The following is a 24,986-nucleotide window of genomic DNA, read 5'->3' as shown; positions in this document are numbered from 1 at the left end:
AAACGACTTCAGACTTTTTCCAGCTTTATCAGAGGTCGCTGAACTTCAGCGTGATGCCGACGGTACGCGGATCACCCACATAACCGGTGACGCCGCCACTGCCGATCAGACGCGTGTAGTAGAGCTTGTTGAAGGCGTTGGTCACCCACAGCGACGCGTCCCATTGGCCTTGCTGGGTTTTGAACTTCACCCCGGTCGAGAAGCTTGCCAGGCCGTAACCGGTCAGACGGTCTGCTTCCGAGTCGCTGACGGTGTTGTAAGTCCAGCTCCGATAGCTGTAGTTGCCGCTGACATAGGGGTCAAAGCCATCTTGCTTCCAGCTGTAACGTGAGCTGAGCGTGAACACGCGCTTGGGCGCATTGAACACGCGGTGCCCGGTCAGGTCGCAATAGCCCGTCGTGGTTTTGACTTCATCCGGGCACAGCGCGGTAGGGTAGCTGGTGTAGCGCGCATCGTTGATGATGCCGGTCAGCCCGATGCTCAGCCTGTCGATAGGCTTGAAGTTCAGCCCCGCTTCGATGCCCTGGCTGCGATAGTTGCCGGCATTCATCAAGTAGCTGGTTTGCGTATCGACGTCGTAGGCCTGGGTCTGGAAGTTGACCACATTGGTACGGAACACCGCAGCCGACAGCAGCAGACGTTGCGGAATGATGGCGCCATGGAAGCCGATCTCGGTGCTGCGCGTGGTCTCCGGTTGCAGCAGCAGGGTGTTGTAGCCGGCCGCCTTGGCCGCGCCAGACGAAACATTGATGCCGCCCGCCTTCTGCCCGTAGCCGTAGGACACATAGGCCTTCCAGTCCGGCGTGAAGCTGTAGGTCAGCGAGCTGGTTGCCGACGGCAGCACCTTGTATTCGCGCACTTCGGTGTTGATGCTGGCCTTGTTCAGACGCTGGAACTTGCCCAGACGCTCGTTATAGGTTTCACGCACGCCAAGCTGGAAGTCGGCCTTGTCGGTGATGTGCAGGGTGCCGCGACCGTAGATCGACGAAGCTTCCTCGTGCAGCGTGCCAAAGCGGATGATGTGCAGATTCGCATTGCTGCCGGAGATCGCATTCGGGCCGTAGATCGTGTGCGCTTCGGTGTTCTGCTTCTGACGCGTATACGAGACGCCAGCCAGGAAGTCGAACCACTTGCCGCGCGAGGACTCCAGGCGGAAGTCCTGTGCGACCTCGTTGTCGGCCACGTTGTAACCACCCGTGTAGTTGTAGATCGCCAGTTCGTCAGCGAGGTGCTGCGAGTAGTGATACTGGCTGAACGAGCTCAGCGAGCGGAACTTGTAACCGTTGTCAAAGCGGTAGGTCGCTTCGGCCGATGCGCCGCCTTGTTCCGAGCGGGTGCTGATGACATCGTCGAGCACCGTCTCACGGCCGCCCGCAGCAAAGGTGTAGCCATATTTCTTGGCATTGGTGATGACTGAATTGCCTGCAGCGACGGACTGGTAAACGCGCGCCGTGGTCGCTTCCTCATAGCTGTAGTAGGCATTGAGCTTGAGGTCGAACTTGTTGTTCGGCTTGATCAGCAGCTGATTGCGCAGACCGATGCGCTCATTGCCGCCGATCCAGTTCTGGTCAGCCAGATTCTTCACCGCCCCATCGCTGCGCGAATGTTGGATGTTGAAACGGTAAGCCACCGTGTCGTTGAGCGGGCCGGTGATGCTGGCCGATTCCTTGGTGGTGTTGCGCGATGCGTAGGACACGCTGCCCTTGGTTTCCGGCGTGAAGGACGGCCCCTTGGTGTGGATGTCGATTGCGCCGCCGGTGGCATTGGCGCCAAACACGGTGCCGCTCGGGCCTTTGTAGACGTCGACATAGTCGATGTCAGTCAGTGCACGGATCACACCCGGGCGCGGGTAGTAGATGCCATCGACGAACACCGCCACGCTGCTCGGCATGCCGATGTTGGATTCGCCACTGGTCTGGCCGCCACCATCACCCAGACCACGGATGGTGAGCTGGGTGTCTTCCGAATCGGTGCTCTGGATGAAGAGACCGGGCACGATGTATTGCAGATCCTGCAGATCTTCAACATGCTGTTCTTCGAGTTCCGTACCGCTCTTGCGCGTGATGCTCGTCACCGGGCGCTGCGGCGTTTCGGCCTGTCTGCGTACCCCCTGCACGGTCACGGCGGCTAGCTGCTGGGTGTCGGCCGCGGCACTGCTGCGGATCGCAAAGCCATTGCCGGCAGGCACGGCCTCCAGGCCGCTGCCTTGCAGCGCGCGCTGCAGCGCTTCAGCCACGGTCAAGGAGCCCTTGAGTTCCGGCGCCTTCAAAGCACCAATCAGCTTGGGGTCGTAGTTGATGGCGACACCACTTTGTGCGCTGATCGACTGCAGCACATTGGCCAGCGGTCCGGTCGGCAGCTGATAGCTCTGGCGTGCCGCTTCAGCGGCCTGGCCGAGCGCCGGTAGCACCAGCAGACCGGTGATCAGCAAGAGTGCGGGTAGTCGCTTGAGTGGGTGACCCGGAACGTGTTTTTTCATTTATGTACTCCTTTAAGGGGCTTGGATTGCAAGCCCGGCAGACCTGTAAAGAGCAGCCGGGCCGTACTGATTCATTGACGTGTAACCTTGAAATCCGAGATGCGGAAATGGCTGGTGGTGGTTCTGAAAGCGAACCAGCCATCCGCGTACGGCGCAGGATCGGCGTAGGCGAATACCAATTTGTCATTAGCGAAGAAGCGCAGCGTGACCGGATCGTCCGCCGTGGCAGCGCGCGACACGACACGGATGTCCACCGGCGTATCGGCCTTCAGGCGCGCAAACTCGGGCAGCGCACCGAGTCCATCAGCAGGCGTCGTCTCGGGTGCATCGGCATAGCCCAGCAGTTGCGGGCGCGCCGGCGTGCCGTCGTAGCGGCGCAGGCGGGTGGTTTTGTTACCGTTGGCGCCGAAACCCACGTAGTAGAGCTGCAAGGGGTTGTAGGCATTGAGCGAGCCATCGGCATTGAGGCTCAGCGGATTGCCGTCGGCCTTGCCCGGCGCACGTGCATTCCAGAACAGATTGAGATCGGAAATACGATCCTTGTAGTTGGGAAAGGACGCGAGCAGGGGCGTGGCGCGGAAACGCAACTCGTAATTGCCGCCCAAGGGCTGGCGATACCAGATCGTCACCCCAGCGGTGGCCAGCACATCGAGCGCGCCGTCCTCGGCTTTGACGACACTGGCCGCGTCCTGCTGTTCGACCTTCCACTGCGCTAGGCCGTGGCGGAAGTCATCGCTGGCCAGCACTTGCGCCGGCGAGGACTCGGCCGCCTGGCCGGCCTGCGAGCACACCGCCATGGCCATGCTCAACACCACGGCAGACAAAGAGCGAACACGCGAAGGGATGCGTTTTTGCATTGAATCTCTCCATACTCAGGCGAACAGATGTGCGGCCTGATGCGCTGATTGCGGGCAACAGCGCGCCCTCACGGCTTGCCGGGGCAAGCGTGAAAGGAAGCGCTAGGGGAAGGTGAATCAGAAGGCGGGCAGCGGCCTCACTCAGGCGCCGTCAGCAATGACAGATGATTGACACCGGCATGTTCCAGCGCGCCGATGACCTTGGCAATCGGCGCGTAGGCTGTCTTTTCATCGGCCTTGACCTGCACCACCAGATCCGGCGAGGTGGCCTTCTGTCTGGCCAGCAAATCAGCGACCTGCTCGGCGCTGGCCACCGGGTCCTTGTCGATGAACAGATTGCCTGCCGCGTCGATGCTGACCGTCGTTCGCGTCTTCTGCTCGCTGGGCGTCGATGCCGCGGTTTTCGGCAGATTCACATTGACGCTGCGTGTCAGCGCCGGAATGGTGACGATGAAGGTCACCAGCAGCACCAGCATGACGTCCACCAGGGGCGTGACGTTGATGTCACTGACGATGTCATCGTCCTGCGCACTGAAAGCTGCCATTTACGCCACCACTTTCTTTTCCGCGCCATGCACGGCGGTCAGATGGCTGGGGGCAGCGAGAAAATGATTCAGCTGCGCGAGCTTGAGGAAGTCAGCCGCAAAGTCCTCGAAATCGGCGATCACCGTCTTCAGGCGACGCTGGAAATAGTTGTACGCCATCACCGCCGGAATCGCCACGGCGATGCCAACGCCGGTCGCGATCAAAGCCTCACCGATCGGGCCTGCCACCACTTCGATGCTGGCGCTGCCCTGGCTGGCAATGCCGGTCAGCGCACGCATGATGCCCCACACCGTACCGAACAGACCCACGAAAGGTGCCGTGCTGCCGATCGTGGCGAGGAAGGCCAGACCGCCTTCGAGTGCCTTGCGTTCGCGCTGGATCTGCTGACGCAGGCCACGCTCGACCAGATCCTGGCGATCCCAGCTCTGATCCGCACGCTGCAGGTGCTCGCTGGCGCTCTTCAGGTCTGCAAAGCCGGTACGCGCGATGCGCGACAAAGCGCTGTCAGCGTTGTCATGATTGGCCACGAAGGACAGCGTCGGCGTGTTCTGAAACGCGCGGCGATAAGTACTGTTCTCAGCTTTGGCGCGGAAGTTCTGCACGGCCTTGATGAGGATGATTGCCCAGGTAAGGACCGAGAACGCGGCAAGGGCCCATAGGGTTCCCTCGACAATGATTGATGCAGATCCTGTGTTCATAGCAATACTCACTTTCCAAGTTTGAAAACGATTGGCACGCTGGCCCAGCCATCGACGTTGGTGCCGCCGCGTGAGGCGGGAACGAACAACCAATTCCGTACCGTGCGCACCGCCGCGTCATCGAGCACCCGCCAGCCGCTCGTTTGCTGCACTTCGACCGAAGCGGCACGACCATTGGCCAGAACACGCACTCTCAACCACACCGTGCCTTCCAGTTCGCGCTCCAGTGCCGCGTCGGGATAGATCGGCGCCGGATTGTTCTGATAGCCCATCTTGCCGACGGCTTGCGTCTCTACCGGCGGTGGCGGCTCGCTACGGACAGGTGCGGGCGCCGGAGCAGGCGTGATCTCGGCCTTGGACGAAGCGCTGTTGTCAGGCGCAGGCGTGGTGTTGGTCGGCACGGACTCGCGCGGCGCGGGTGCGGGCGCCACCGGCGCAACCGGTTTGGGCGCAGGCGTGCGTTGCGGCGGCGCGGGCGGCAAGGGTTTGGGCGCTGCGGCCATCGGCAATGGGCGCGCCAGTTCGAGCTCGACCGCCTGCGGCTTGGCCGGCGTGTCCGGCGCTTGCGACCACGGTCGCCAGGCCACTGCAAGATGCAATGCAATCAATACTGCGACAAAGCCGGCATTTCGCGGCGAGAACAAGGCCGCTGCGGGGTGCTCCTCACGCCCGCCTAGCGCGAGATCACGATGCGCGAGTGACGCGGCCGTGCTGCGCACGCGGCGATAACGTAGCGTTTGCGAAGAAAGAATATGAGTAGTCATGCCGCATTGAAATCATCGGCAAGCGAACTATTTATGATGCGGCTTTGGCGGTGGGCCTCGGCGGCTGAACTGATGCAATGCATTGCGGTGGTTCTCTTGATGCCATTTAATGCGGAGCGAATTTTTGATTCGCAAGCTTGGTAAGATTTTCGACCAAACCTCAGGTATTTATAAATATTCAAATATTCCACCTTTATCTTAAAATGTTATTAGCTGGGTTTTGAGTGTTTGACGTGATGCAAGCCGCCGCATGTAATCGTGCGTAAATAAGCCTGGGCGGCATTGATTTTGAAATCAGTTCATGAATGCGGCCTTGCCAGCATTTCTTGATCACAAAAATAGCGGCCAAAAAAAAGCCGCAATAACGCGGCGCCTGGCATGTTCAACAATGACAGTCGTGATCATTCAGGCGCGAGCGCACCCAGCATTGGCTCAACACCCGCTTCCCGGCTGGCTTTCGCCAATGCCCCCGTCGCGGCCGGACGCAAACTCTTGAGATGCGGCAGGCTGCCATCGGGCTGGCGTGGCGCGTCCCAAGCGCTGGTGGACAGGCTCAGGAAATCGGCGGCGTCGAGGCGCACCGGTAAATTCCATGAATTATTCCGCTCAGCTGCAGGATCTGAATTGGCCAGCGGCGTCGGGCCCAAAGCAATATTGTTCTGCAGATTGCCAAGACTGATCGCTTCGCCTGCCGGTCCAATACCCAGCATATTGAAATCCGGATGATTCTGGAAACCCGTGTTATTTACAAAATCGACCGCCAGCGGATGATGGTTGGCGTAAAAGCCGGCGGCTTTATTCTGGAAAGCCACCGAAAAACGCACGCTGTGTTTGACCGCATTGGCAACATACACGCCGCCATAGCCGCCCGCCTTGAAACCATTGCCATTTCCCGCCGGCAGCGGCACCCGCGTCCCCGGCAAATAACCTTGTTGCCAAGCCCATGAGTTCTCGATGGTCACACTTGAATAGGCGTTGATCAGATCAAAACCATCGTCCGAATTGGCCCAGGCGCGGCAACCGCGAAACACATTGCCGGGCTTGCCCGCCGACACGTGTGCACCGAAGCCATCTGCGCTTTGCCCCGCGCCATTCGAGGTGTAAGGGTCGTAGTTATGGTGCGAGTCGCTGTTGAGGATCAGATTGTCGCTGCCGTCCTTGAGGAAGAAGCCCGGCCCCATGTTGTGGTGCAGGTTCAAGCGCTCGAACACGTTGTGGCTGCCCTTGACCCAGATGCCCCAGGATTCATGATTGAGCCGGTTTTGCGGCTGCTGTGGCGCGCCGGTCACTTCGATGCCTTTGAGATGAATCCAGTCGGCAACGATGTTGAAGCCTTTGACGCGGCAGTTGTCCGTCATACGACTGAAGTCGAAGACTGGCACTTCGTCCTGATAGGCCCAATACTGGATCGGCTTGCCCGGCTCGCCACTGCGGTTCAGGGTGATCGCATTGACGGTGTCCGTCATGCTGGCGCAAGTATTCACACCACGGGTGATCAGGTAAGTCCCACCACGAATCAGCAGGCTGTCGCCCGGCTCCAGCGCCTGCTGGGCACGGCTGATCGACTGCCAGGGCGCCACCTCGCTGCCCGCTGCGGCATCGTCGCCATCCGGCGCGATGAAATAGCTCTTCGCCATGCAGGCAGGCGCCAGCCCGAGCATCAGCATGCCCAGCAAGAAGCGCAGCAGGGATTCGACTTTGTTCATTCTGTTCGCGACGCAGCCAGCGGCTTGCGGCGCTCATCTGTACGGGTTTTCACTTAGTCACATTGTGAGCCCTGGCTCGACAAGTGCAAAGAAGGGTTCCGGATAAGCTTATGCGCCAGACTGCAGAATGCAGCAAATTGATGCATGCCAACCACCCGAGGATTGACCACGCTGTCACAAATGCGCAGGCTGGAACGTCTGGGTTCAGGTCAATCGTAAACATTCATCCACATGCCTATGCAGGACTACTTCAACACTCAGCGCCCACGCCTGCTGGCCATTGCCTATCGCATGCTCGGCACGCGTGCCGACGCCGAAGATCTGGTGCAGGACGCCTGGTTGCGCTGGCATGCGGCCGACACCGCCGCGTTGCAATCGGCCGAAGCCTGGCTGGTGACGGTCACCACGCGCCTGTGCATCGACCGCCTGCGCACTCTGCGCAGCGAGCGCGAGCACTATGTCGGCCCGTGGTTGCCCGAGCCGCTGCTAGACATCGCCTCGCCCGCCGCAACGCCTGAACAAGTGGTCGAGCTGGCCAGCGATGTGTCCATCGCCTTCCTCGCCGTGCTTGAACGCCTCACGCCTGACGAACGTGCCGCTTTCCTGCTGCGCGAGGTGTTCGACTTCGACTATGCCGAAGTGGCTGCCATGCTCGACCGCGAAGAAGCCTCCTGTCGCCAGCTCGTGCATCGCGCCAAAGCGCGCGTGCGCGATGAGCGGCCGCGCGTACATGTGAGTCGCGATGCGCATCAAAGCCTGCTTGAACGCTTCTGCGCTGCGACGCGCAGCGGCGAGCGTGCCGCCCTGCAGGCGCTGTTTGCGGCGGACGCGCAGTTCGTTGCGGATGGTGGCGGAAAGGTGCTGTCGGTGCTCAAGGTGCTGCATGGTGCCGAGCGCATCGTGCGCTTCTTCGAGGTGCTTGCGCGGCGCCTGGGTAATCGTATGAGTTATCGCCACGCGAGCATCAATGGCGAGCCGGGCTTGCTGCGCTATGTCGATGGCCAGCTCGATGCGGTGCTGAGCCTGATCACCGATGGTGAGCAAATTCACGCCTGCTACATCGTGCGCAACCCTGACAAGCTCGCCGCCATCGCCACGGAGCATGCGACGCTGCCGTCTTGACGCACATTTTCTGCAGCGCGCTGTCACAAAAATGGCCCTCACTGCGTCTTGTGAGTGTACGCAGTCACACGCTGCGACGCATTTCCCAATCACTCACGAGGTTCATCATGCGCAACACCGCCCAGGCACGCCTGCCCTTCCGCCAACTCGCACCGCAAGCCGTGCAAGCCCTGAGCGGCTTCAGCCAGGCCATCAATTCAAGCAGCATTCCCCAGCCGCTGATCGACCTCATTTACCTGCGCGTCTCGCAACTCAACGGTTGCGCCTATTGCACCGACCTGCACTGGCGCGACTTGCTCAAGCAAGCTGAAGATGCACGCAAGCTCAACACCTTGCAGGTCTGGCAGGAATCTCCCTTGTTCTCATCAGGCGAACGCGCCGCGCTGGCCTGGACCGACGCGCTCACACGCAATCAGCACGAAATTCAGGACGCCGCTTTCGCACAGCTGCAAACGCAGTTCGCGGTGCAGGAAATCGTCGACATCACCATGGCGATTGCCTGCATGAATGCCTGGAACCGCATCGGTGTCGGCATGCGTTTGCCGATTGCAATGACGCTCTGACAAAGCTGAGCCATCGCGGTGAAAGCGAGCGCTCCGAATCAGCCGCTCAGCATGTTGGGCGCAATGCGCTAACGCTTGTCGCACCGAATATCGGCAGGTTTGCCAGCACACAATTGATGTCGAAATCTTGACGATTGCCGCCGCAGGAAATTCACCGCGAAGATGGAGGGCCGCTGCGGCGCCAGGCACGCAGAGGGCATTGGGCGAGGTTGCCGCTATTACGCAACCGGTGCAATGCCCTTTGGCTATTGCAATCTACGGAACTGCGGTGCGCCCCAAACCGGGCGCTGAGCTTTTCGAGTTGCTGTGGCGAGTCGCGCGGGTCAGCGGCCGAGCACCGCGCCGAGTGGTAACTCGAAAATATTGTGAGTTGCCTCAAGGCTCGGGCGAAGAGTACGCAGCTGAACGCGAGCGTATGGCATAGAATCCTTGCGACGCAGAATTCCGACAGTCAAAGGAGACTTACATGAAGATTTGCAAGATGAGCGTCGTACTGGGCGCACTACTGAGCGCCTTGGCCATGCCCGCCCAAGCCGGTATTTTTGCCGACGATCTGGCACGCTGTATGGTCCGCACGACGACAGAAGCTGATCGGCACGCAATGCTGCGTTGGCTGATCTCCTCCATCTCGGTTCATCCGGTGCTCAAGTCCATGATCACCGTCTCCGCAGAACAGAGCAAGGCCGCCAATCAAGACGCAGCACTCCTCATGGAGCGCTTGCTCACCGTTTCCTGCAAAGCCGAAGCACAGCAAGCCTTGCGCAGCGAAGGTGGTGATGTGCTGGGCTATAGCTTTGGACAGCTCGGACAGATCGCAGGCCGTGAATTGAGTAACGATCCGGCTGTCGCACAGAAAATGCAGGAATACATGCAGGTTGTGGATGCGAAGAAAATTCAGGAGGCGCTGGCGCCTGAGGAAAAGCGCTAGGGGGCATATTGCGCGCCATTGCAGGATTAAATGAGTCGTTGTGGTGGATTTACACCGCGAACGCACAAGCATGGGTCTGCTGCGCGGGGCGCACCCTGCAAGGCAGCCATGTTAGCCGCGCAGCCCATAAGCGAGCACCAAGGTTGCTGCGATAGAAACAAGAACTTGCGCAAAAACTAACCAAGCCTCGATTTGAGCAAACGTCGAAAGCAGCCTGCCTCCTGCGGCTAGATCACCTGCCAGAATTTTGCGATTTGAACGACGCACCATCAATCGAGCTGGCCAAAGTGTGGCGTATTCTAGTTCCGTCAAGAACAAGACTATATCCATATTTTGGGGAATCGGTTGTTCTTTCACCTTTTTCCCGACCTCGGCGCTAGAGGAGACCACCGCAGCCGAGTAACGCTGTAAAAGATTGAGAAGAACAACCACTGAGAACAACAAAGCAAGCCTGCTGAGCGTGCCAGGGGCAAGGAATTTTGTCGCTGAATCAAGGTTTGCGAGTAACGCACCGAGAATAGCCGCATAACCGATTAGTAACCATCCGGAAAACTTGGACAGGCCCTCACTTATGCATTTGGCCAGTTCCATTAACACTTGTCCAATATATGCATTGTCACTGGGGGTGAGAGATGGCTTGATTTTCATGTGCGGCTAACGTTTGAGTTGATCGGAAATAAAATCCCAGGGGGTAGGGTGCGCATTGCGCACCGTTGCACGATCCAATTAGCACGTAGGGTGCAATAAGCGTTAGCGCATTGCACCGAATTTTTTGCAATCGTAACGATCGCCGTTACAGCAAATTCACCGCGAAGATGAAAGTATCGCCGCAGCGTCAGGCGCGCAGTGGTATTGAGCAAGTTGCCACCATTACAAAACCGGTGCAATGCCCTTTGGTTATTGCACCCTACCGCGTCAAACTGCGCTGGTAAGTTTTTCCAGCAGCAGCGGTTTGACGGTCGCGAGCCAGGCGTCGATGCGGGCTTCGGTGTGCATGCTTTGGGTGCGCTGGTCGATGACCAGGCCGACGAAGCGGCCGTCGATGACGGAGGCGGAGTGTTCGAAGACGTAGCCTTCGGTGCTCCAGTCGCCGATCATCTCGGCGCCGAGCGATTTGAATATCTTGTGGAGTTGCACCAGGGAGCTGGCGAAGCGCTCGCTGTAGCGCTCTTGCGCGCCGAGGCCGAACAGGGCGATGCGTTTGCCGCTGAGGTCGGGGGTGCCGAAGCTCTCGAGGAATTCTGCCCAGTTGGCTTCCAGGCAGCCGGCGCCACGGCCGGGAATCTGGCCGACGCCATAGCTGGGTGTGCCGAGGATCAGGGCGTCGTACTGCAGCAGTTGTGCGGGCGTGATGCGGTTGACGTTGATCGGCTTGGCGGCGATGGCGTCGCCGAGCTTTTGCTGCAGTTTCTTGGCCACCAGGCGCGTGGTGCCGGTTTCCGTGCCGAAGAAAATCCCGATCTGATTCATGGCCTGTGTCGCTGTGTTGGCGTCGATACTTCCTCGCAGCAATACACATGCCACGGCCATTCGCGCACCGTACGCCCGCCCGCCAAGCCTTGCGGGGCGCGGCTTGCGGGCGGATTGGTGCGTTTCGGGGGCTGATCGCTCAGGCGCTGGCCGCTGCGGTCTTGTCGCGTTTGTCGTGTGCTGGCGCGGGCAGGCAGCCGATGCCGATCAGGCTCGCTTCGATGGCTTCGTCCAGCGGCGTGTGCGGTTCTTCGCCGAGCACGGCGCGCAGGCCGCTGTTGTCGAGGCGCACTTCGCGCTGCCAGAGGTAGCGCATTTCGAGTATCTCGCGCAGCGTCGCGATGAAGGGGGCGGCGAGCCGCACCTGCCACCAGGCGAAGGCTTGCAGACGGGGCTTTGGCGCGCCGTGTCGGCCGACGACGCGCTGTATGGCGCGGCCGAGTGTGCGGCCGTCGGCATCCCAATGACCGGCCATGTTGTAGCGGGCGAAGGCGGGCAGCTGCGCGCGCATGGCGAGCAGGCGCAGCATGCAGCGGGCGACATCGGGCACGTAGGCGAACTGGTGGCCGACGCCGGCGCTGGCCGGCAGATTGACGGCCGACACGCTGCGCCCCGGCTTGACCATGGCTTGCGAGAACCAGCTGTTGCGCACGCGCGGGCCGAAGAAGTCGCCGGCGCGGACGATGATCACCCGCGCTTCGCCGGCTTCTGCGGCCGCTTGCAGGCGGCGTTCGAGTTCGACGCGGATGGCGCCTTTGCGCGTCAGCGGGCGCTGCGGGGCGTCGTCGTGGATCAGCGGAAAGACATCCGGCCCGTAGTTGTACACGGTGCCCGGCAGCACGATGGTCGCGCCGTTGGCGCGTGCGGCGGCGAGGCTGTTGTCGAGCATCGGCAGCACCAGTTGCGCCCAGCGCCGGTAGCCAGGAGGATTGACGGCATGCACGATCACCGCGCAGCCCTCGGCAGCGCGCAGCACATCGGCGCGCTGCATGGCGTCGCCGTCGAACCAGGTCATGCCGTCGCGCTGCAGGCTGGGCGCCCCCAGATTGCGCTGAAGTGCGCGTACCTGCCAGCCGGCTTCGCACAGCTGGCGCGCCACTTCTCCACCAATGCCGCCCGAGGCGCCGAGGACCAGGGCGGTGTTTGCTGTATTCGTCATTGCTGCACTCCATGTTGGCTTGTCATGGCTGCAGTGTGGGCGTGCTGTGGTGAAACGAAAATTCGCTAAATGCGTGGAGTCGCTATACATTTATGTATGACTCGCACCACCGATTGGGATCTTTACCGCTGCTTTCTCGCTGTGCTGCAGGAGGGCTCTTTGTCCGCTGCCGCGCGCGCCCTGGGCCTGACCCAGCCGACCACCGGGCGGCAGATCGCGGCGCTGGAAGCGCAGCTCGGCGTCGTGCTGTTCACGCGCTCGCAAAGCGGGCTGACGCCGACCGATGCGGCGCTGGCGCTGCGCGGCCACGTCGAAGCCATGCACAACATTGCCGCCTCGGTGGAACGCGTGGCGGGCGGCTTTGGCCAGGCGGTGAGCGGCAGCGTGCGCATCTCGGCGAGTGAAGTGGTGGGCACGGAGTGGCTACCACCCATCCTCGCCGCGCTGCGCCGCGATCATCCCGCGCTGGAGATCGAGCTGGTGCTCAGCAACCGCGTGCAAGACCTGGTGCAGCGCGAGGTGGACATCGCCGTGCGCATGTTGCCGCCGCAGCAGGATGTCCTGCTCGCCACGCGTGTGGCCGCCGTGCATCTGGGTTTGTACGCGCGCAGCGATTACCTGGCGCGGCGCGGCCTGCCGGCGCAGATCGCGGATCTGGCGCAGCACGATCTGATCGGTTTCGATGTCGAAACGCCCTTTCTGCGCGCCGCACGTGCCGGCTACCCGATCTGGGCACGCGAGAACTTCGCCCTGCGCTGCGATAGCGATCTGGCCCAGCTGGCTTTGATCCGCGCCGGGGCCGGCGTCGGCATTTGCCAGGTTGGTGTCGCCCGGCGCGATGCGCAACTCGTGCGCCTGTTGCCCGAGGCGCTGGACATTCAGCTCGACACCTGGGTCGCCATGCACGCTGACTTGCGCAATAGCCCGCGCTGCCGCGTGACCTTCGATGCCCTGGTTAGCGGGCTGCGGGCGGCCTTGGCCATGGCGCCTTAGTGCCTGAGTGCCCTAGTGCCTGTGACCCGCGTGGGCGGGCGCTGCGCACTGCCCCAGCTCGCCGCGCGCCTGACGCAGCACCTGCCAGGCGGAGGACAGCGCCAGCGCAGCCATCACGCCGGCGACGGCAAGATCGGGCCAGGCCGTATCGGTGCTGAACACGCCCAGCGCGGCGAGCAGCACGGCGACATTGCCGAGCGCGTCGTTGCGCGTGCATAGCCACACGCTGCGCATATTGCTGTCGCCCTGGCGATAGGCGTAGAGCAGCAGTGCGACGCCCAGATTGGCGGCCAGCGCGAGGCTGCCGACGATGCCCATGGTCTCGCTGCTCGGCACATCGCCGTTGGCGGCGTGCCACACGGTGCTGCCCAGCACCCAGAGGCCGAATGCCGCCATCGAGGCAGCCTTGATCAGCGAGGCGCGTGCCCGCGTGGCAAGGCTGAGGCCGAGCACCCACAGGCTGATGCCGTAATTGGCGGCGTCGCCAAGGAAGTCCAGCGAGTCGGCAAGCAGGGACACCGAACCGGCTTTGACGCCGGAGATGATCTCGATGCCGAACATCGCGAAGTTGATGATCAGGGCGATCCACAGCACCCGGCGGTAAGGCCCGTGCGCGGGGGGCGCGGAGGAGGGTTCGGGGTGACAGCAATGGGCGCTCATCGGTGTTTCTCCGGCAGATCAGAAAGCGCTATCGTGAACCCCGTAGTCACTACAGGGTCAAGCCATGTCTGCAGAATTCACTATCGGCGAGCTGGGGCGCGCATCGGGCGTCAATCCGGAAACCATCCGCTACTACGAGCGTACCGGCCTGCTCGCCGCACCGCCGCGCTCGCAGAGCGGCTACCGGCGTTACGACGCTGACGCCGCCAAGCGCCTGCGTTTCATCCGCCGTGGCCGCGAGCTGGGTTTTGCCATCGAGGAGATCAAGACCTTGCTGCAGCTGGCTGACCACCCCGAAGCGCCCTGCCGCGAGGCAGACAGTCTGGCGCGTGCGCATCTGGCCGAGGTGGAAGCGCGCATCGCCGACCTCTGTGCGATGCGCGAAGTGCTGAGCCAGATCGTCGAATGCCAAAGCCATACGGCCGAGCATTGCCGTTTGATCGAGACGCTTGATCAGCGCAGCTGCTGCAGCCCGCTGCCGCCGCTTTAAGCTGCGCCGCCGGCCTGCTTGAAGACGCGCAGGCACTCATCCATCACCGAGGCGCCGAGTTCCGAGACATGGCGCGGGTCCAGCGATTCCATCAACTCGTGCGCAGCGTACAGCCCGGCCTCGCGCGAGAGGCTGTCGCGGATCTGCGCCGCCACCTGATCTCCCAGCGCGGCCAGCTGCTTGCGCTCGGCCAGCGGCAAGCGCTTTTTCGAGCGCGCCAGCCACTCGCTGCACAGCGTCGCGCCCTGCGCCTGGCTGAGCCACTGACCATGCTCGTAGAAGGCATCGAGCTGGTGGGCGACCAGGGCGTAGATCGCCGCCACCCGCGCGCCTTCGCCGGGAAGTTCGTCACCGGGCGGGTCCGCCTCAAGCATGTTTGCTCCGCTGGTCCTGCTGCGTCTTGCTCAACTTCATCATGGTCTCTGCTGCCGCGCATGTCGCGCCGGGCCAAGCATACAGAAAGGGCGTGCGGCGGTCAGGTGATTGACGGGCCGGAGATTGCCACGGAACATACGCGGCTTGCGCAAGCAGCCCTCCCTTCGCATCGTTGTTGCAGAAAGTCCCCAGATGAAAACCCGTTTCGCCGGCCGCCCGGCCATTGCCCCCCACCTTCGCCACCCGAGCGCGCTGTTGCTGGCCCTCGCGCTGTGCTGCAGCGGCGCTGCCAGTGCTGCTGACAGCGGTGGCTACTCGACTGCCACGGGCGGTGGTGATGTTGCTCCGGTCTATGCGGACAGCATGTCTGCGCTGCAGTCGGCGGTGGCTTGGGGTAACAAGCTTGTCATCTATACCGGTAATGAAGACGACGCGATCAAGAGCGCTGAAGCCGACGTCTGCGGGCAGTGGAGCAAGAGCCCGCGCGAAATCCTGATCGGCAGCAGCAATCTCACCATCATCGGTGCGCCGGGTTCCTCGGCCAATTTCGGCATCCGTCTGAAGGGTGCGCGCAACGTCATCATCCGCGACATGACTATCGGCATGATGCAGGGCGGCGCCAGGAATGGCGACATCATCGGCATCCAGGCCGGCTCACGCAACATCTGGCTGCACCACAACAACTTCTTCAACAAGCATGTTGATTGCCCCGACACGCCGGATGGCGACACCACCTTCGACGGCATGATCGACATCCGCGATGACGTCGATAACATCACCATCTCCTACAACCTGCTGCATGACCACCTCAAGGTGGGCCTGGCGGGCTCCTCGGACCACGACAACGCGACCCGTCACCTGACCTTCCACCACAACATCTATTCCAATGTCCGCGCACGTCTGCCCTTGCAGCGCTACGGCTTTGTGCATGCCTACAACAACATCTACGACGGTGTTGAAGTCTCCGGCATCAATGTGCGTCAGGACGGGCAGGCGCTGATCGAGGGTAACTGGTTCCAGAATGCCCGGAATCCGGTGACTTCGCGTGACAGCCCGGTGGCTGGTTACTGGGATTTGCGCAACAACAACATCAGCAGCCCGGCCGACTTTGCAAAGTACAACATCACCTGGGATGTTTCGCGCAGCACGCTCAAGAACGCCAGCGACTGGACGACCACCAAGCCTTTCCCCGCCGCGGCGCTCACTTATGCCTACAGCGCTGACCCGGTGCAGTGCGTGCATGATCATCTGGCTGAGTTTGCGGGCCCCGGTAAAGGTGGCAAGACCCTGGTCTGCCCGCTTGCCGCAGCGCAAAAAGCAGCGCCTTGAACCACGCTTGCTGACGGCACTTACAGCCAAGTGGCGGGCGATTGGTTAAACTGAGCCTCCGAAAAATTCCTGCAAGACGTACACCATGACCGAAGTCCCGAGCACAACAGTCGCTGAGCCCTCCGCGAAGGATCTGCTGAAGCAGCTGCAACAGGAGTTCAAGGTCATGCGTGAATATCTGCCGCTGGCAATTGGCATCGACAAGCAGCTGATGGCGCTGCGTCCGCAGATCAACCGCAAGAAGCTGCGTGCTGCCCTCGGCATGCACACCCATTCGCTGCGCTACCTCAAGTCCATCCAGGCGGCGACGCAGCGCTTCGACCTTGAGGGCGTGGCTGTCGGCGAAGTCAGCGAAGAGCAGCGAGCGCTGGCCAGCAAGGAACTGTTCGATCGCTTCAAGAAGCGCAACGAAGAGCACAAGGCCTCGCAAGCCGCCAAGGAAAAGGCCGAGAAAGCCGCCCGCGCCGAACGCGAGCGTCAGGAAAAGCTCGCGCTGCTGGCCAAGAAGTTCTCCCGCCAGTAGCGCGCTGCCTCGTCTTCAGCGCTGCACGAACAGCGCTGAAGTCCACACCCGTGACTGATCGCGCTGCCGCGCGGTGATGAACAGCGGGTGCTCCTTGCCAGCTTCCAGCGGCAAGTCGTCGAGCGCAATGTCACCAGCCAGATCGCGTGGCAGTGCCTGTTCGCTGATGCGTTCGATCGATAGCTTGAGTTCGGCACCGGGCAGCAGTTGCTCGATGAAGCCCTGCTCCAGCAATTGCGCGCCGCTGATGCTCAAGCTCACTTCGGGCGCATGCACGAAAGACTGCGGCGTGAGCGGATCACCGACCTTGATGTAGCCATCGATGCGCGCTTTGACTTCGATGCGTGCGTGACGTAGTGCGCCCAGCGTGAGTTCGATGCTGTCGGTGTCGCCGTGTGTCGCGGTACGGAAACCCAGCGTGGTCGCGCTGTCGCGCCAGCAGGTTTGCTCGGGGTGGTCGAAGCCATAGGTCGTGAAGCCGCCAATCGGGCTACCGATGACTTCGATGCTGCCGCTCCAGTACGCGCCACGGTAGCGGTCCTTGATGCGCGCGCCGCCGATGCGGATGCGCACCCGCGTGTCGGCATAGCCCAGCTCGGCATGCAGATTGCGCTGCCAGATGCGGCGTTCGCCACGATACAGCTCCACACTCTCCCAGCCCTGGTCGCCGAGCAGGCGGTATTGCAGCGGCGTGTTGCCGTCGCTCGCGCACACTTCACCCATCCAGTGCTCGCCGAGGCGTAGCGATGCGAAGCTACGCTCGCCGGTGGTGGCGAAGGTGCGCCGTGCGCGCAGGGCCTGGCCGACGCCTTCGCGATTGAAGCTTGTGGCCAGCACACCGGTGAGGCCGCCGCGTGAGCCGAACACGGCCGTCGCCGGCACGCCGCCGCCGCAGCGCCCTTGGTGCTCGTCGCCATTGGCGGCAGCGCCGACGCGGTAGCCGCGCTCCAGCGCTTCGGCATAGACCCAGTGGAACTGCCCCCAGGCCGAAGTCACTTCGACCAGGCGTTCCAGTTGCGGGTGATGCCAGTCGTGGTTGCAGCGACGGCCGCCCACGTGCGGCATCATCAGGTGATGCTCGGCGTCGTCGGCATAGGCGGCATACAACTCATCGACCGGCCAGGCACCGGGGCGGATGGTGCCGGCGGTGAACTCGTTCCACTCGAAGCTGCGCACCAGGCGGCCCTGTTCGTCAAACGGAAAACGCGGCTTGCCGTGGCCGAGGAAGACGATGTTGCGGTCACCGCCCGCCGAGGAATTGCCGCACCACTCGGTGCCGGGGTAGCAGACGAAGCGGCCGTCTTCGTTGAGCGAATGGATCAGCGCGACGGCGTCGTTCCAGCGTTGCTCGGTGATGTTGAAGTCATTGGCGGTGTAGCCCAGCACGTCGAGCCCGGCGACATCGCGGCCGTAGCTGAGGTTGTAGAGCGTGTCATTGGTGCCGATGGTGTCGTCCGAATGCACATGCAGATCCGCATACAGCGGACGCAGGCCGCCGCTGGCGGCCGTGGTGACGTAAGCGCTGGCGTGGAACTGTTCGTGCCCCGCATCGACCTGCGCATGCAAATGCCATTCGCCTGCGCTGTGCAAAGCCGGAATGCTGATCCGCGCCACCGCCCAGCCTTGCGTCGCCAGCGTGAAGGGGAAGTCCAGCGCTTCGCCCGCCGGGCCGTGTAGCGAAAGGGTGCCGGGCAGCGGCGTGTTCTGGCTGGTGTTGCCCCAGGCGTCGTCCACGCGCAGCAGCACATCGAAGCGCTCTTCGGTGCCGAGCAGGCGCGGCGCGATGATCGCCAGAGTTTTCGGCGGCCCGGCGAGGATGTCGAGCACGCAGTCGCCGGGCACTTCGGCAAACTTCGAGCTGCCCAGCGGATCGATGTACATGCGGAAGCGGAAGCCCTTTTCGACAAAGCTCTGCACGCGCGTGCCGGGCCCGCCCTGGCGGCGATCGCCGAGGCGGATGACGATGCGGTCGCCCGGGTTGAGGTAGCCATCGACGATGTCGATCAGCACTGCTTTCTGGAACGGGCGCTCGTGGCCCTTCTGGTCGAAGCGTACTTTGAGATGCTGCACGGTGGCTGGACTCTGGCCCGGCACCAGCGCACCCGCATGGTATTCAGCCGAAACGAAGTTGGCGGCGCGCGGGTCGGAAGTCTGGAACAGCGCCCAGTCCGAGTAGAACTTGAAAGCCAGCTTGAGCCATGCGCCATCGGCGAGCCCCGAGGCGCCGACTTCGTAGACCAAGGTCAGCTCGGTCCATTCGCCGGCGATCAGCTCGCTGCGTTCGCAACTGAACTGGCCGAGGAAGGGGCGCGCCTTGTTGCGCTCGTAAAGCCCGACGGGTGCGATGTAGTCACCGGCTTCGCGTGCCGGATCGAATGATTTTGTCATGATGGATTCCTTTATTGACCGACCCAGTGCTGGTAATGCGCTTCCAGTCGACGGAAGAGGAGGCTCTCGGTGAGCCAGGCGATCAGGCCGATCAGGCAGATGCCCAGCAGCACCTGGCTGCTGTTGCCGATCTGCCCGCCGGTCGACACCATCCAGCCGATGCCTTGCGAGGCGCCGATCATCTCGGCGGCGATCAGTGCGCGCCAGGCCTGGCTGAAGCCGATGCGCAGCGCAGCGGTGATGAAAGGCAGGCAGGCGGGCAGGTAGACGTGGTGCAGCAACTGGCGTTTGTCTGCGCCGAGGGTACGTGCGGCGCGCACCAGGCCGCCCTGGATAGCCTGCACGCCTTCCTGCACGGTGAGCGCCATCGGGAACAGCGCCGCGAGGATGATCACGGCGACGATGGAGGCATTGCCCAGACCGAGGAGGATGATCATCAGCGGCGTCCAGGCAATCGGCGGGATGGCCATGAACAGGCTGTTGAGCGGGCCCATGAAGTCGCGCAGCGCACGCGACAGACCGAGACCGGTGCCCAGCGCAATGGCCAGCGCGGCGGCGCTGCCAAAGCCGATCAGCTCGCGCAGCAGGCTGCTGCCCAGGTGCTTGGCGAGCTTGCCGCTATCGAGCCACTGCAGGCCTTCGCGCAGCACGTCCCAAGGTTGTGGCAGCACATAGGCGGGCACGCGGCTGGCCAGTGCAATCCAGATCAGCACCAGCAGGGGCAGCGAGCTCCAGGCCAGCGCGCGCCGTCGCCATGCCGGATGATTCTTGACACTCATTTTGCTGAAGTGGCTTTCTGCCAATAGCTCAGATCAACGACCTGGTCGACCTTCAGCGGGCGGTTGATGAAGCCCAGCTCCAGCGAGTAATCCATCAGCTGCTGGATGAATTGCAGGTCGCGCGTTTCCAGCTTGTCGGACCACCCCAGGCGCTTGCGTGCCTCATGCACGATGGTCTCGCCCTGCAGGGTTTTGCCATCGGCGGTCTGCACGCTTTCGAGGTTGAAAGCCTGGGCGATGATCTTGTCCGACTCCGCCGGATTGCTCTGCAGGAAGGCAATCGCACGGCGATGCGCGCGCAGCAGCTTGATCACATCGGCCGGGCGTTCCTTGAGCGTGCTGGCTGGTGCCATCACCACGTACCAGGGGTATTGCGGTAGCGCGAGGTTCAGATCGAGCACCAGGCGGCTGTTGCCGCGCAGCAGGGCCTGGCTGACGAAGGGCTCCCACAGGAAGGCCGCGTCGACGACATTGCGATCCAATGCTGCATTCATATTGCCCGGCGGGATGGTCTGGATGTCCAGATCCTTGTCCGGATCAAGCTTGCCCTGCTGCTTGAGGATGAAACCGCGCAGCAGCACATCCATGCCGCTGCCCTTGGCGACCGAGGCCAGGCGCTTGCCGCGCAGATCGGCCACCGATTTGATGGCGCTGGCATTGTTGGCGATGATCGCAGCCTGACCATAATTCACCTTGGCGAGGATGCGTGCATCCAGACCGCGCGAGAACCACTGGTAGATCGGCGGCGCGCCGACATAGGCCACGTCGAGTTCACCGGCAGCCAGCGCCTGCTGCAGCACCGGGCCGTCGCCGAAAGACTTGATCTCGACATTCAGCCCTTCTTCGGCGAAGAAGCGTTTCTGCTCGGCGATCACCGCCGGCGCATTGGCCATCGCAAACACCCAGCCGACGCGCAGCGGCTTGTTTTGTGCAAAGGCGGCGGGTGTGGCGAGGAACGAGACTGCCAGCGCAAGCGCGCTGAGGAATTGACGACGATGGCTCATGCGAAGGTCTCCGTGACGTGGGCGATGCGGTCGAGCAAGTGGTTGCGGTATTCGAGGAAGCGCGGCAGGCGCGTGGTGCTGGCGAAGCTGCGCGGGCGCGGCAGATCGATCGCGAGTTCGCTGTCGATGCCCTGTGGCGCGCGGCCGAGCAGCACCACGCGGTCGGCGAGGAAGATCGCTTCGTCGATGTCGTGGGTGATGAACAGGATGCTCTGGCCGAGTTGGCTCCACAGCCGCAGCAGTTCTTCGTTCATGTGGCGGCGGGTGATCGCGTCGAGCGCGCCGAAAGGCTCGTCGGCGAGCAGCAAGGTGGGCTCGGGTGCCAGGGTGCGCGCCAGCGAGACGCGCTGACGCATGCCGCCCGAGAGCTGGTGCGGGAACAGCTCGGCCGCCGCGCCGAGGCCGACCAGATCGATGTAGTGGCGTGCCCGCGCAATCTGTTCGGCCGCGCTCAAGCTGCCGGCCATCTGCAGGCCGAAGCGCACGTTGTCGAGCACGGTGAGCCAGGGGAACAGATTGGGTGACTGGAACACATAGCCCAGCTCGGGCATCTCCGGGCGGATGCTCTGGCCGTTGAGTTGCACGCTGCCGCCATCGGCCTGCAGAAAGCCGGCCAGCAGATTGAGCAGGGTCGACTTGCCGCAGCCCGAGGGGCCGAGCACGGCGACGAATTCGCCCGGCTGCACCTGCAGATTGAGCGCGCGGAACACGCTGCCCGCGCCGGGATAGGCAAAGGCCAGCTCGCTGAGCTGCAGATGCGCCGCGCGTCGTGGCCCGGCTGCGACCGGCGTGGAGGGAGAAACGAGGTCGGCTGCGCCGTGCATGATCTGGATTCGCTGAAATTGTGGGGCTGTAAGTTGTCGCTCAACACTTGGCGCTAAACTACTGTGTGGCAATAATACGTATTAATACAAGTTGGCCTAATACGAATTCCGGAAAAGCTTATGAAGAAATCCGCAGTGCCCGCAGCGGCGGCGCCCAGCCTGCTGGCGCGTGAGAATGCGACCTCGCTCTACGCGCAGATCGCCAACCGCTTGCTGGAGGAAATCGAAGCCGGTCACTACGAGCCCAGCGGGCGCCTGCCTTCGGAAGCGCAGCTGGGTGAGCGCTTCGAGGTGAGCCGCGTCACCGTGCGGCTGGCGCTCGACAAGCTGGTGGCCGAGGGGCATATCGTGCGGCGCCAGGGCAAGGGCAGCTACGCCGCCGGCAAGCAGGTGCGGCATGGTCTGGATTCGCTGCGCAGCTTTCACGAATCGCTGCGCCTGCAAGGCCTCGATGCCAGCATGCGCCTGCTCGACAAGCAGCGCGTCGCCACCCCGGCCACGCTGCGCGAGCGCTTCGGCGGCGCGCCGCAGCTCTGCCAGCTGAGGCGCCTGCATCTGGTCGATGCGCAGCCGGTGGCGCTGGGCATCAGCTATCTGCCCGATGCGCTCAATACCGCCAGCTGGGACGAAGTGGCGCAGCAGCCCGCCTACAGCCTGCTCGACACGCTGCTGGGTCAGGCTCCGGTCCGTGCCGACATGGCGATCAGCGCGCAAGCTGCCGATGCCGCGCTCGCCGAGGTGCTGCAGACGCAGCCGGGCGACGCCTTGCTGGTGCTCACGCGCAGCTCCTACTTCGAGAGCGGCGCCTGCTGCGACCAGTCCAGCTTCTACATCCGCCCCGAGCGTTATGCCTTTGTGCTGAGCAGCAGCTTCAAGCTGAGCAACTAGGCGCAGCGCCAGAAAGCGCATAGCCCAATCCATTTCGCGCATACCCTTGCGCGGCCAAAACGCGGCTGACTATGATCGGCTTCGTTCATGCACCCGCGCGCTCGCCGCGCCGGTGTATGCCAAAGGCAAATCCTGAGCTGTCTAGCTGCGCAGCGCAGGATGGATTGAAGGAGGGCTCATGGAAGACCTGGCACTGCGCTTGAACCGCATTTGCGACGAGCAGATCTACACCACGGCGTGGTACGTCCGCAATCTGGTCAGCGGCGAAATCCTGCAGCGCAACGGCGATATGCCATTCGCGTCGGGCAGCACGCGCAAGACGGCGATCCTGATGGCGGTGCTGCGCGCGGTCGGCGAGGGTCGGCTGGATCTTGCCGAGCCGATTCTGTACGAGGAGCGCTTGCGCGAAGGCGTGGTCTCCGGCACCTTCAAGTACCTCACGCCCGGATTCAGCATCAGCCTGCGCGACGCGCTCGTGCAGATGATCATCGTCAGTGACAATGTGTGCACGCGCATGGTGCTCGAACGCATCAGCCTCGACGAAATCAATGACTTCTGCCAGCGCGCCGGGCTGCACAATACCCGGCACCGCAACACCATTCCGCGCCCCGACCTGCCGCTGGATCACGCGCTGGAGGAAGTGACGACGACGAGTGCCGGCGATCAGGGCCGTCTCTACGAGCTGATCCTGCAAGGTGCGCAGAGTCCCGCTGGCGCGCCACTGCTCGGCTGCACGCAGGCGCAATGCGCGTTTGCCATCGAGGTGCTGAGTTGGCAGAAGCTGCGGACCAAGATGGCCTCCTTGCTGCCAGCCGATGCCAAGGTGGCGCACAAGGGTGGCACCGGCAAGCGTGGCCGCATGGATGGTGGCATCGTGTTCCGCGACGGCAAGCCACTGTTCATCTTCACCGGCTACACCGACCAGGTGCCGCTGGTGATGCCGGATGGCCTGCCCGGCTACGCCTCTGCCTTCTCAACCCTGGGCCGTCTGGCGCGTGCGTGCTGGGACGGCATTGCTGTGGAGGCCGCACAGCATGGCTGATACTCAGACTCAGACCCAGACTCAACACTCCAGCCAGCCCGGCGCGCCGGGCGAGCTCGCGCCTAATTGGCGCGATGCCAACGTAGCTGCCGGCTTCACGCTCAGCGCGGTCGGCGACCTGATCATCTCCGATGCGATCCACGCCCGTCTGGCGCGCCGCTCGCCCGATCTGCTGGCCTTGCTGCAGAACGCCGATGCCTGTTTTGGCAATTTTGAAGGCACGGCCATCGACCTGCAGCAATTCGGCGGCAGCCCCGCCGCGCTGTCGGGCGGCTCGTGGCTGATCAGCACGCCTGCGGTGGCTGAAGATCTGCGCAAGATGGGCTTCACGCTGCTCAGCCGCGCCAACAATCACAGCACCGACTGGGGCGTGGCGGGCCTGCGCAGCACCGATGCGCTGTTCCGCGCGGCAGGCATCGTCCAGGCCGGCACCGGCGAGACGCTTGCGCAGGCCAGCGCGCCGGCGATCCTCAGCACCGCCGCCGGGCGCGTCAGCCTGGTCGCCGCAGCTTCGCGCTTCGAGGCCGATGCGCGCGCCATCGACCCGCTCGGCCAGATTCCCGGGCGCCCCGGCCTCAACGCCTTGCGCAGCACGCGTTACGTGCTGGTCTCCGAACAGCGCCTGCAACAGCTTGCCGCGCTGCGCGACGCCTTGCCCAAGGGCATGATGCGGCGCTCCATCCTCGCCGCCGACGCGCGCAACCAGGTGGTGAGCCTGTTCGACACCAAGTACCGTGCCCGCGCCGATCTGGATCAGGACGTCGCCTTCAGCTTCAGCCTCAACGAAGCGGACCGCCGGCGCATCCTCCACAACATCCGCCAGGCCAAGCAGAGCAGCGACTTTGCGGTGTTTTCGCTGCACACGCATGAGCCGGGCAATTTCAGCGAAACGCCGCCCGACTTCATGCCGCTGATCGCCCGCGAGGCCATCGATCAGGGCGCCGATGCGGTGATCGGCCACGGCCCGCATCAGCTGCGCGGCATCGAGATCTACCAGGGGCGGCCGATCTACTACTCGCTGGGCAACTTCTTCTTCATGGAGAACCAGCAGTTCCCGATTACCCGCGATGAATACGACAAGGACAAGCTCGAACCGGGCAGCATGACCGAGGCGGAGTTCATGGAACATCGCCGCGTGCATGGCGTGTTCAAGGAACAGATCTGGTACGAGAGCGTGATCGCCATCAATCGCTATCAGGCCAACGGCAGGCTGCAGGCGATCGAGTTGCACCCGGTCGAGATGCACTGGCAAAACGAGCGCGATGCCGATCGCGGCATCCCGCGTCTGGCTCAGGGCGAAGACGCGCAGCGCATCCTGCAGCGCTTGCAGCGACTGTCCGCCCCGTTCGGCACCGAGATCGAGATCACCGCAGGCCTCGGCCTCATTCGCTGCTGATCA

Annotated in this window: 26 protein-coding genes; 10 read left to right on the top strand and 16 right to left on the bottom strand. The window is 62.9% G+C overall.

All coding sequences use genetic code 11. From position 1 onward, the window contains the following. Window positions 1-28: 28 nt before the first annotated feature. The 7 genes from ABDB84_RS09175 to ABDB84_RS09145 form a co-directional block, all read right to left on the bottom strand. Window positions 29-2,479, bottom strand: coding sequence for a TonB-dependent receptor (locus tag ABDB84_RS09175; protein ID WP_345919418.1), 2,451 nt, complete (start codon window positions 2,477-2,479; stop codon window positions 29-31). 71 nt (window positions 2,480-2,550) lie between these two features. Continuing rightward, on the bottom strand, window positions 2,551-3,336 hold the full coding sequence (locus ABDB84_RS09170) for a DUF6250 domain-containing protein (protein WP_345919417.1): 786 nt from the start codon (window positions 3,334-3,336) through the stop codon (window positions 2,551-2,553). Between the two features lie 137 nt (window positions 3,337-3,473). Then, window positions 3,474-3,881, bottom strand: coding sequence for an ExbD/TolR family protein (locus ABDB84_RS09165; RefSeq protein WP_345919416.1), 408 nt, complete (start codon window positions 3,879-3,881; stop codon window positions 3,474-3,476). Beyond that, window positions 3,882-4,580: a MotA/TolQ/ExbB proton channel family protein gene (locus ABDB84_RS09160; protein WP_345919415.1), complete on the bottom strand. Its 699-nt coding sequence runs from the start codon at window positions 4,578-4,580 to the stop codon at window positions 3,882-3,884. An 8-nt stretch (window positions 4,581-4,588) separates the two neighbouring features. Beyond that, window positions 4,589-5,344, bottom strand: coding sequence for an energy transducer TonB (locus ABDB84_RS09155; RefSeq protein ID WP_345919414.1), 756 nt, complete (start codon window positions 5,342-5,344; stop codon window positions 4,589-4,591). Then, complete coding sequence (locus tag ABDB84_RS09150; RefSeq protein WP_345919413.1) at window positions 5,341-5,526, bottom strand: hypothetical protein; 186 nt, start codon at window positions 5,524-5,526, stop codon at window positions 5,341-5,343. The genes ABDB84_RS09155 and ABDB84_RS09150 overlap by 4 nt, the downstream gene beginning before the upstream one ends. A 219-nt stretch (window positions 5,527-5,745) precedes the next feature. Then, complete coding sequence (locus tag ABDB84_RS09145) at window positions 5,746-7,050, bottom strand: right-handed parallel beta-helix repeat-containing protein (protein WP_345919412.1); 1,305 nt, start codon at window positions 7,048-7,050, stop codon at window positions 5,746-5,748. Between the two features lie 231 nt (window positions 7,051-7,281). Here ABDB84_RS09145 and ABDB84_RS09140 point away from each other — a divergent pair, with 231 nt between their 5' ends. From ABDB84_RS09140 to ABDB84_RS09130, 3 genes are all read left to right on the top strand, one after another. Further along, window positions 7,282-8,172 carry an RNA polymerase sigma-70 factor gene (locus ABDB84_RS09140; protein ID WP_345919411.1) on the top strand — a complete coding sequence of 297 codons (891 nt, stop codon included), beginning with the start codon at window positions 7,282-7,284 and terminating at the stop codon, window positions 8,170-8,172. A 107-nt stretch (window positions 8,173-8,279) separates the two neighbouring features. Next, window positions 8,280-8,735, top strand: coding sequence for a carboxymuconolactone decarboxylase family protein (locus tag ABDB84_RS09135; RefSeq protein WP_345919410.1), 456 nt, complete (start codon window positions 8,280-8,282; stop codon window positions 8,733-8,735). A 520-nt stretch (window positions 8,736-9,255) separates the two neighbouring features. Then, window positions 9,256-9,663, top strand: a complete 408-nt coding sequence (locus tag ABDB84_RS09130; RefSeq protein ID WP_345919409.1) for a hypothetical protein — start codon at window positions 9,256-9,258, stop codon at window positions 9,661-9,663. Window positions 9,664-9,774: 111 nt separating this feature from the next. On the opposite strand, the gene ABDB84_RS09125 is transcribed toward ABDB84_RS09130, so the two are convergent. From ABDB84_RS09125 to ABDB84_RS09115, 3 genes are all read right to left on the bottom strand, one after another. Beyond that, the gene (locus ABDB84_RS09125; RefSeq protein ID WP_345919408.1) at window positions 9,775-10,311 is read right to left on the bottom strand and encodes a hypothetical protein; all 537 of its coding nucleotides are present in this window, start codon (window positions 10,309-10,311) and stop codon (window positions 9,775-9,777) included. Between the two features lie 267 nt (window positions 10,312-10,578). Next, complete coding sequence (locus ABDB84_RS09120) at window positions 10,579-11,133, bottom strand: flavodoxin (RefSeq protein ID WP_345919407.1); 555 nt, start codon at window positions 11,131-11,133, stop codon at window positions 10,579-10,581. A 139-nt stretch (window positions 11,134-11,272) separates the two neighbouring features. Next, window positions 11,273-12,292: an NAD-dependent epimerase/dehydratase family protein gene (locus ABDB84_RS09115; protein ID WP_345919406.1), complete on the bottom strand. Its 1,020-nt coding sequence runs from the start codon at window positions 12,290-12,292 to the stop codon at window positions 11,273-11,275. A gap of 96 nt (window positions 12,293-12,388) precedes the next feature. Here ABDB84_RS09115 and ABDB84_RS09110 point away from each other — a divergent pair, with 96 nt between their 5' ends. Next, entirely contained in the window at window positions 12,389-13,285 is an 897-nt protein-coding gene (locus ABDB84_RS09110) for a LysR family transcriptional regulator (RefSeq protein ID WP_345919405.1), read from the top strand. A gap of 12 nt (window positions 13,286-13,297) precedes the next feature. On the opposite strand, the gene ABDB84_RS09105 is transcribed toward ABDB84_RS09110, so the two are convergent. Continuing rightward, window positions 13,298-13,945 (bottom strand): cation efflux transmembrane domain-containing protein, encoded by a 648-nt coding sequence (locus tag ABDB84_RS09105; RefSeq protein ID WP_345919404.1) that lies wholly within the window; start codon window positions 13,943-13,945, stop codon window positions 13,298-13,300. 64 nt (window positions 13,946-14,009) lie between these two features. On the opposite strand from ABDB84_RS09105, the gene ABDB84_RS09100 reads away from it, so the two are divergent. Then, window positions 14,010-14,435 carry a MerR family transcriptional regulator gene (locus ABDB84_RS09100; protein WP_345919403.1) on the top strand — a complete coding sequence of 142 codons (426 nt, stop codon included), beginning with the start codon at window positions 14,010-14,012 and terminating at the stop codon, window positions 14,433-14,435. Here the strand turns inward: ABDB84_RS09100 and ABDB84_RS09095 are convergent. Then, window positions 14,432-14,809 carry a hypothetical protein gene (locus tag ABDB84_RS09095; RefSeq protein ID WP_345919402.1) on the bottom strand — a complete coding sequence of 126 codons (378 nt, stop codon included), beginning with the start codon at window positions 14,807-14,809 and terminating at the stop codon, window positions 14,432-14,434. The two genes, ABDB84_RS09100 and ABDB84_RS09095, sit on opposite strands and share 4 nt — an antisense overlap. A 193-nt stretch (window positions 14,810-15,002) precedes the next feature. Here ABDB84_RS09095 and ABDB84_RS09090 point away from each other — a divergent pair, with 193 nt between their 5' ends. After that, a complete protein-coding gene (locus tag ABDB84_RS09090; RefSeq protein WP_345919401.1) occupies window positions 15,003-16,139 on the top strand; it encodes a pectate lyase family protein in 1,137 nt (378 codons plus the stop codon). A gap of 85 nt (window positions 16,140-16,224) precedes the next feature. Beyond that, window positions 16,225-16,662 carry a ProQ/FINO family protein gene (locus tag ABDB84_RS09085; protein ID WP_345919400.1) on the top strand — a complete coding sequence of 146 codons (438 nt, stop codon included), beginning with the start codon at window positions 16,225-16,227 and terminating at the stop codon, window positions 16,660-16,662. 15 nt (window positions 16,663-16,677) lie between these two features. Here the strand turns inward: ABDB84_RS09085 and ABDB84_RS09080 are convergent, their stop codons facing one another. Genes ABDB84_RS09080 through ABDB84_RS09065 form a run of 4 tightly spaced genes read right to left on the bottom strand, consistent with a single transcriptional unit; the run spans window position 16,678 to window position 21,657 of the window. Further along, window positions 16,678-19,050 carry a hypothetical protein gene (locus ABDB84_RS09080; protein WP_345919399.1) on the bottom strand — a complete coding sequence of 791 codons (2,373 nt, stop codon included), beginning with the start codon at window positions 19,048-19,050 and terminating at the stop codon, window positions 16,678-16,680. Between the two features lie 11 nt (window positions 19,051-19,061). Continuing rightward, window positions 19,062-19,829, bottom strand: coding sequence for an ABC transporter permease (locus tag ABDB84_RS09075; protein WP_345919398.1), 768 nt, complete (start codon window positions 19,827-19,829; stop codon window positions 19,062-19,064). After that, window positions 19,826-20,833, bottom strand: coding sequence for an ABC transporter substrate-binding protein (locus tag ABDB84_RS09070; RefSeq protein ID WP_345919397.1), 1,008 nt, complete (start codon window positions 20,831-20,833; stop codon window positions 19,826-19,828). The genes ABDB84_RS09075 and ABDB84_RS09070 overlap by 4 nt, the downstream gene beginning before the upstream one ends. Further along, window positions 20,830-21,657 (bottom strand): ABC transporter ATP-binding protein, encoded by an 828-nt coding sequence (locus ABDB84_RS09065; RefSeq protein ID WP_345919396.1) that lies wholly within the window; start codon window positions 21,655-21,657, stop codon window positions 20,830-20,832. The genes ABDB84_RS09070 and ABDB84_RS09065 overlap by 4 nt, the downstream gene beginning before the upstream one ends. Before the next feature lie 120 nt (window positions 21,658-21,777). Between ABDB84_RS09065 and ABDB84_RS09060 the strand changes: the two genes are divergently transcribed. From ABDB84_RS09060 to ABDB84_RS09050, 3 genes are all read left to right on the top strand, one after another. Further along, window positions 21,778-22,545 (top strand): GntR family transcriptional regulator, encoded by a 768-nt coding sequence (locus ABDB84_RS09060; protein ID WP_345919395.1) that lies wholly within the window; start codon window positions 21,778-21,780, stop codon window positions 22,543-22,545. A 178-nt stretch (window positions 22,546-22,723) separates the two neighbouring features. Beyond that, on the top strand, window positions 22,724-23,587 hold the full coding sequence (locus ABDB84_RS09055; protein ID WP_345919394.1) for a serine hydrolase: 864 nt from the start codon (window positions 22,724-22,726) through the stop codon (window positions 23,585-23,587). Then, a complete protein-coding gene (locus tag ABDB84_RS09050) occupies window positions 23,580-24,983 on the top strand; it encodes a CapA family protein (RefSeq protein ID WP_345919393.1) in 1,404 nt (467 codons plus the stop codon). The genes ABDB84_RS09055 and ABDB84_RS09050 overlap by 8 nt, the downstream gene beginning before the upstream one ends. Window positions 24,984-24,986: the final 3 nt, after the last annotated feature.

It is taken from the genome of Uliginosibacterium sediminicola, from assembly GCF_039631295.1.
In the GTDB taxonomy this organism is placed as follows: Bacteria; Pseudomonadota; Gammaproteobacteria; order Burkholderiales; family Rhodocyclaceae; genus Viridibacterium; species Viridibacterium sediminicola.
Note: the sequence above shows the minus strand (reverse complement) of the source record. Positions and strands in the feature narration are given on the sequence as shown.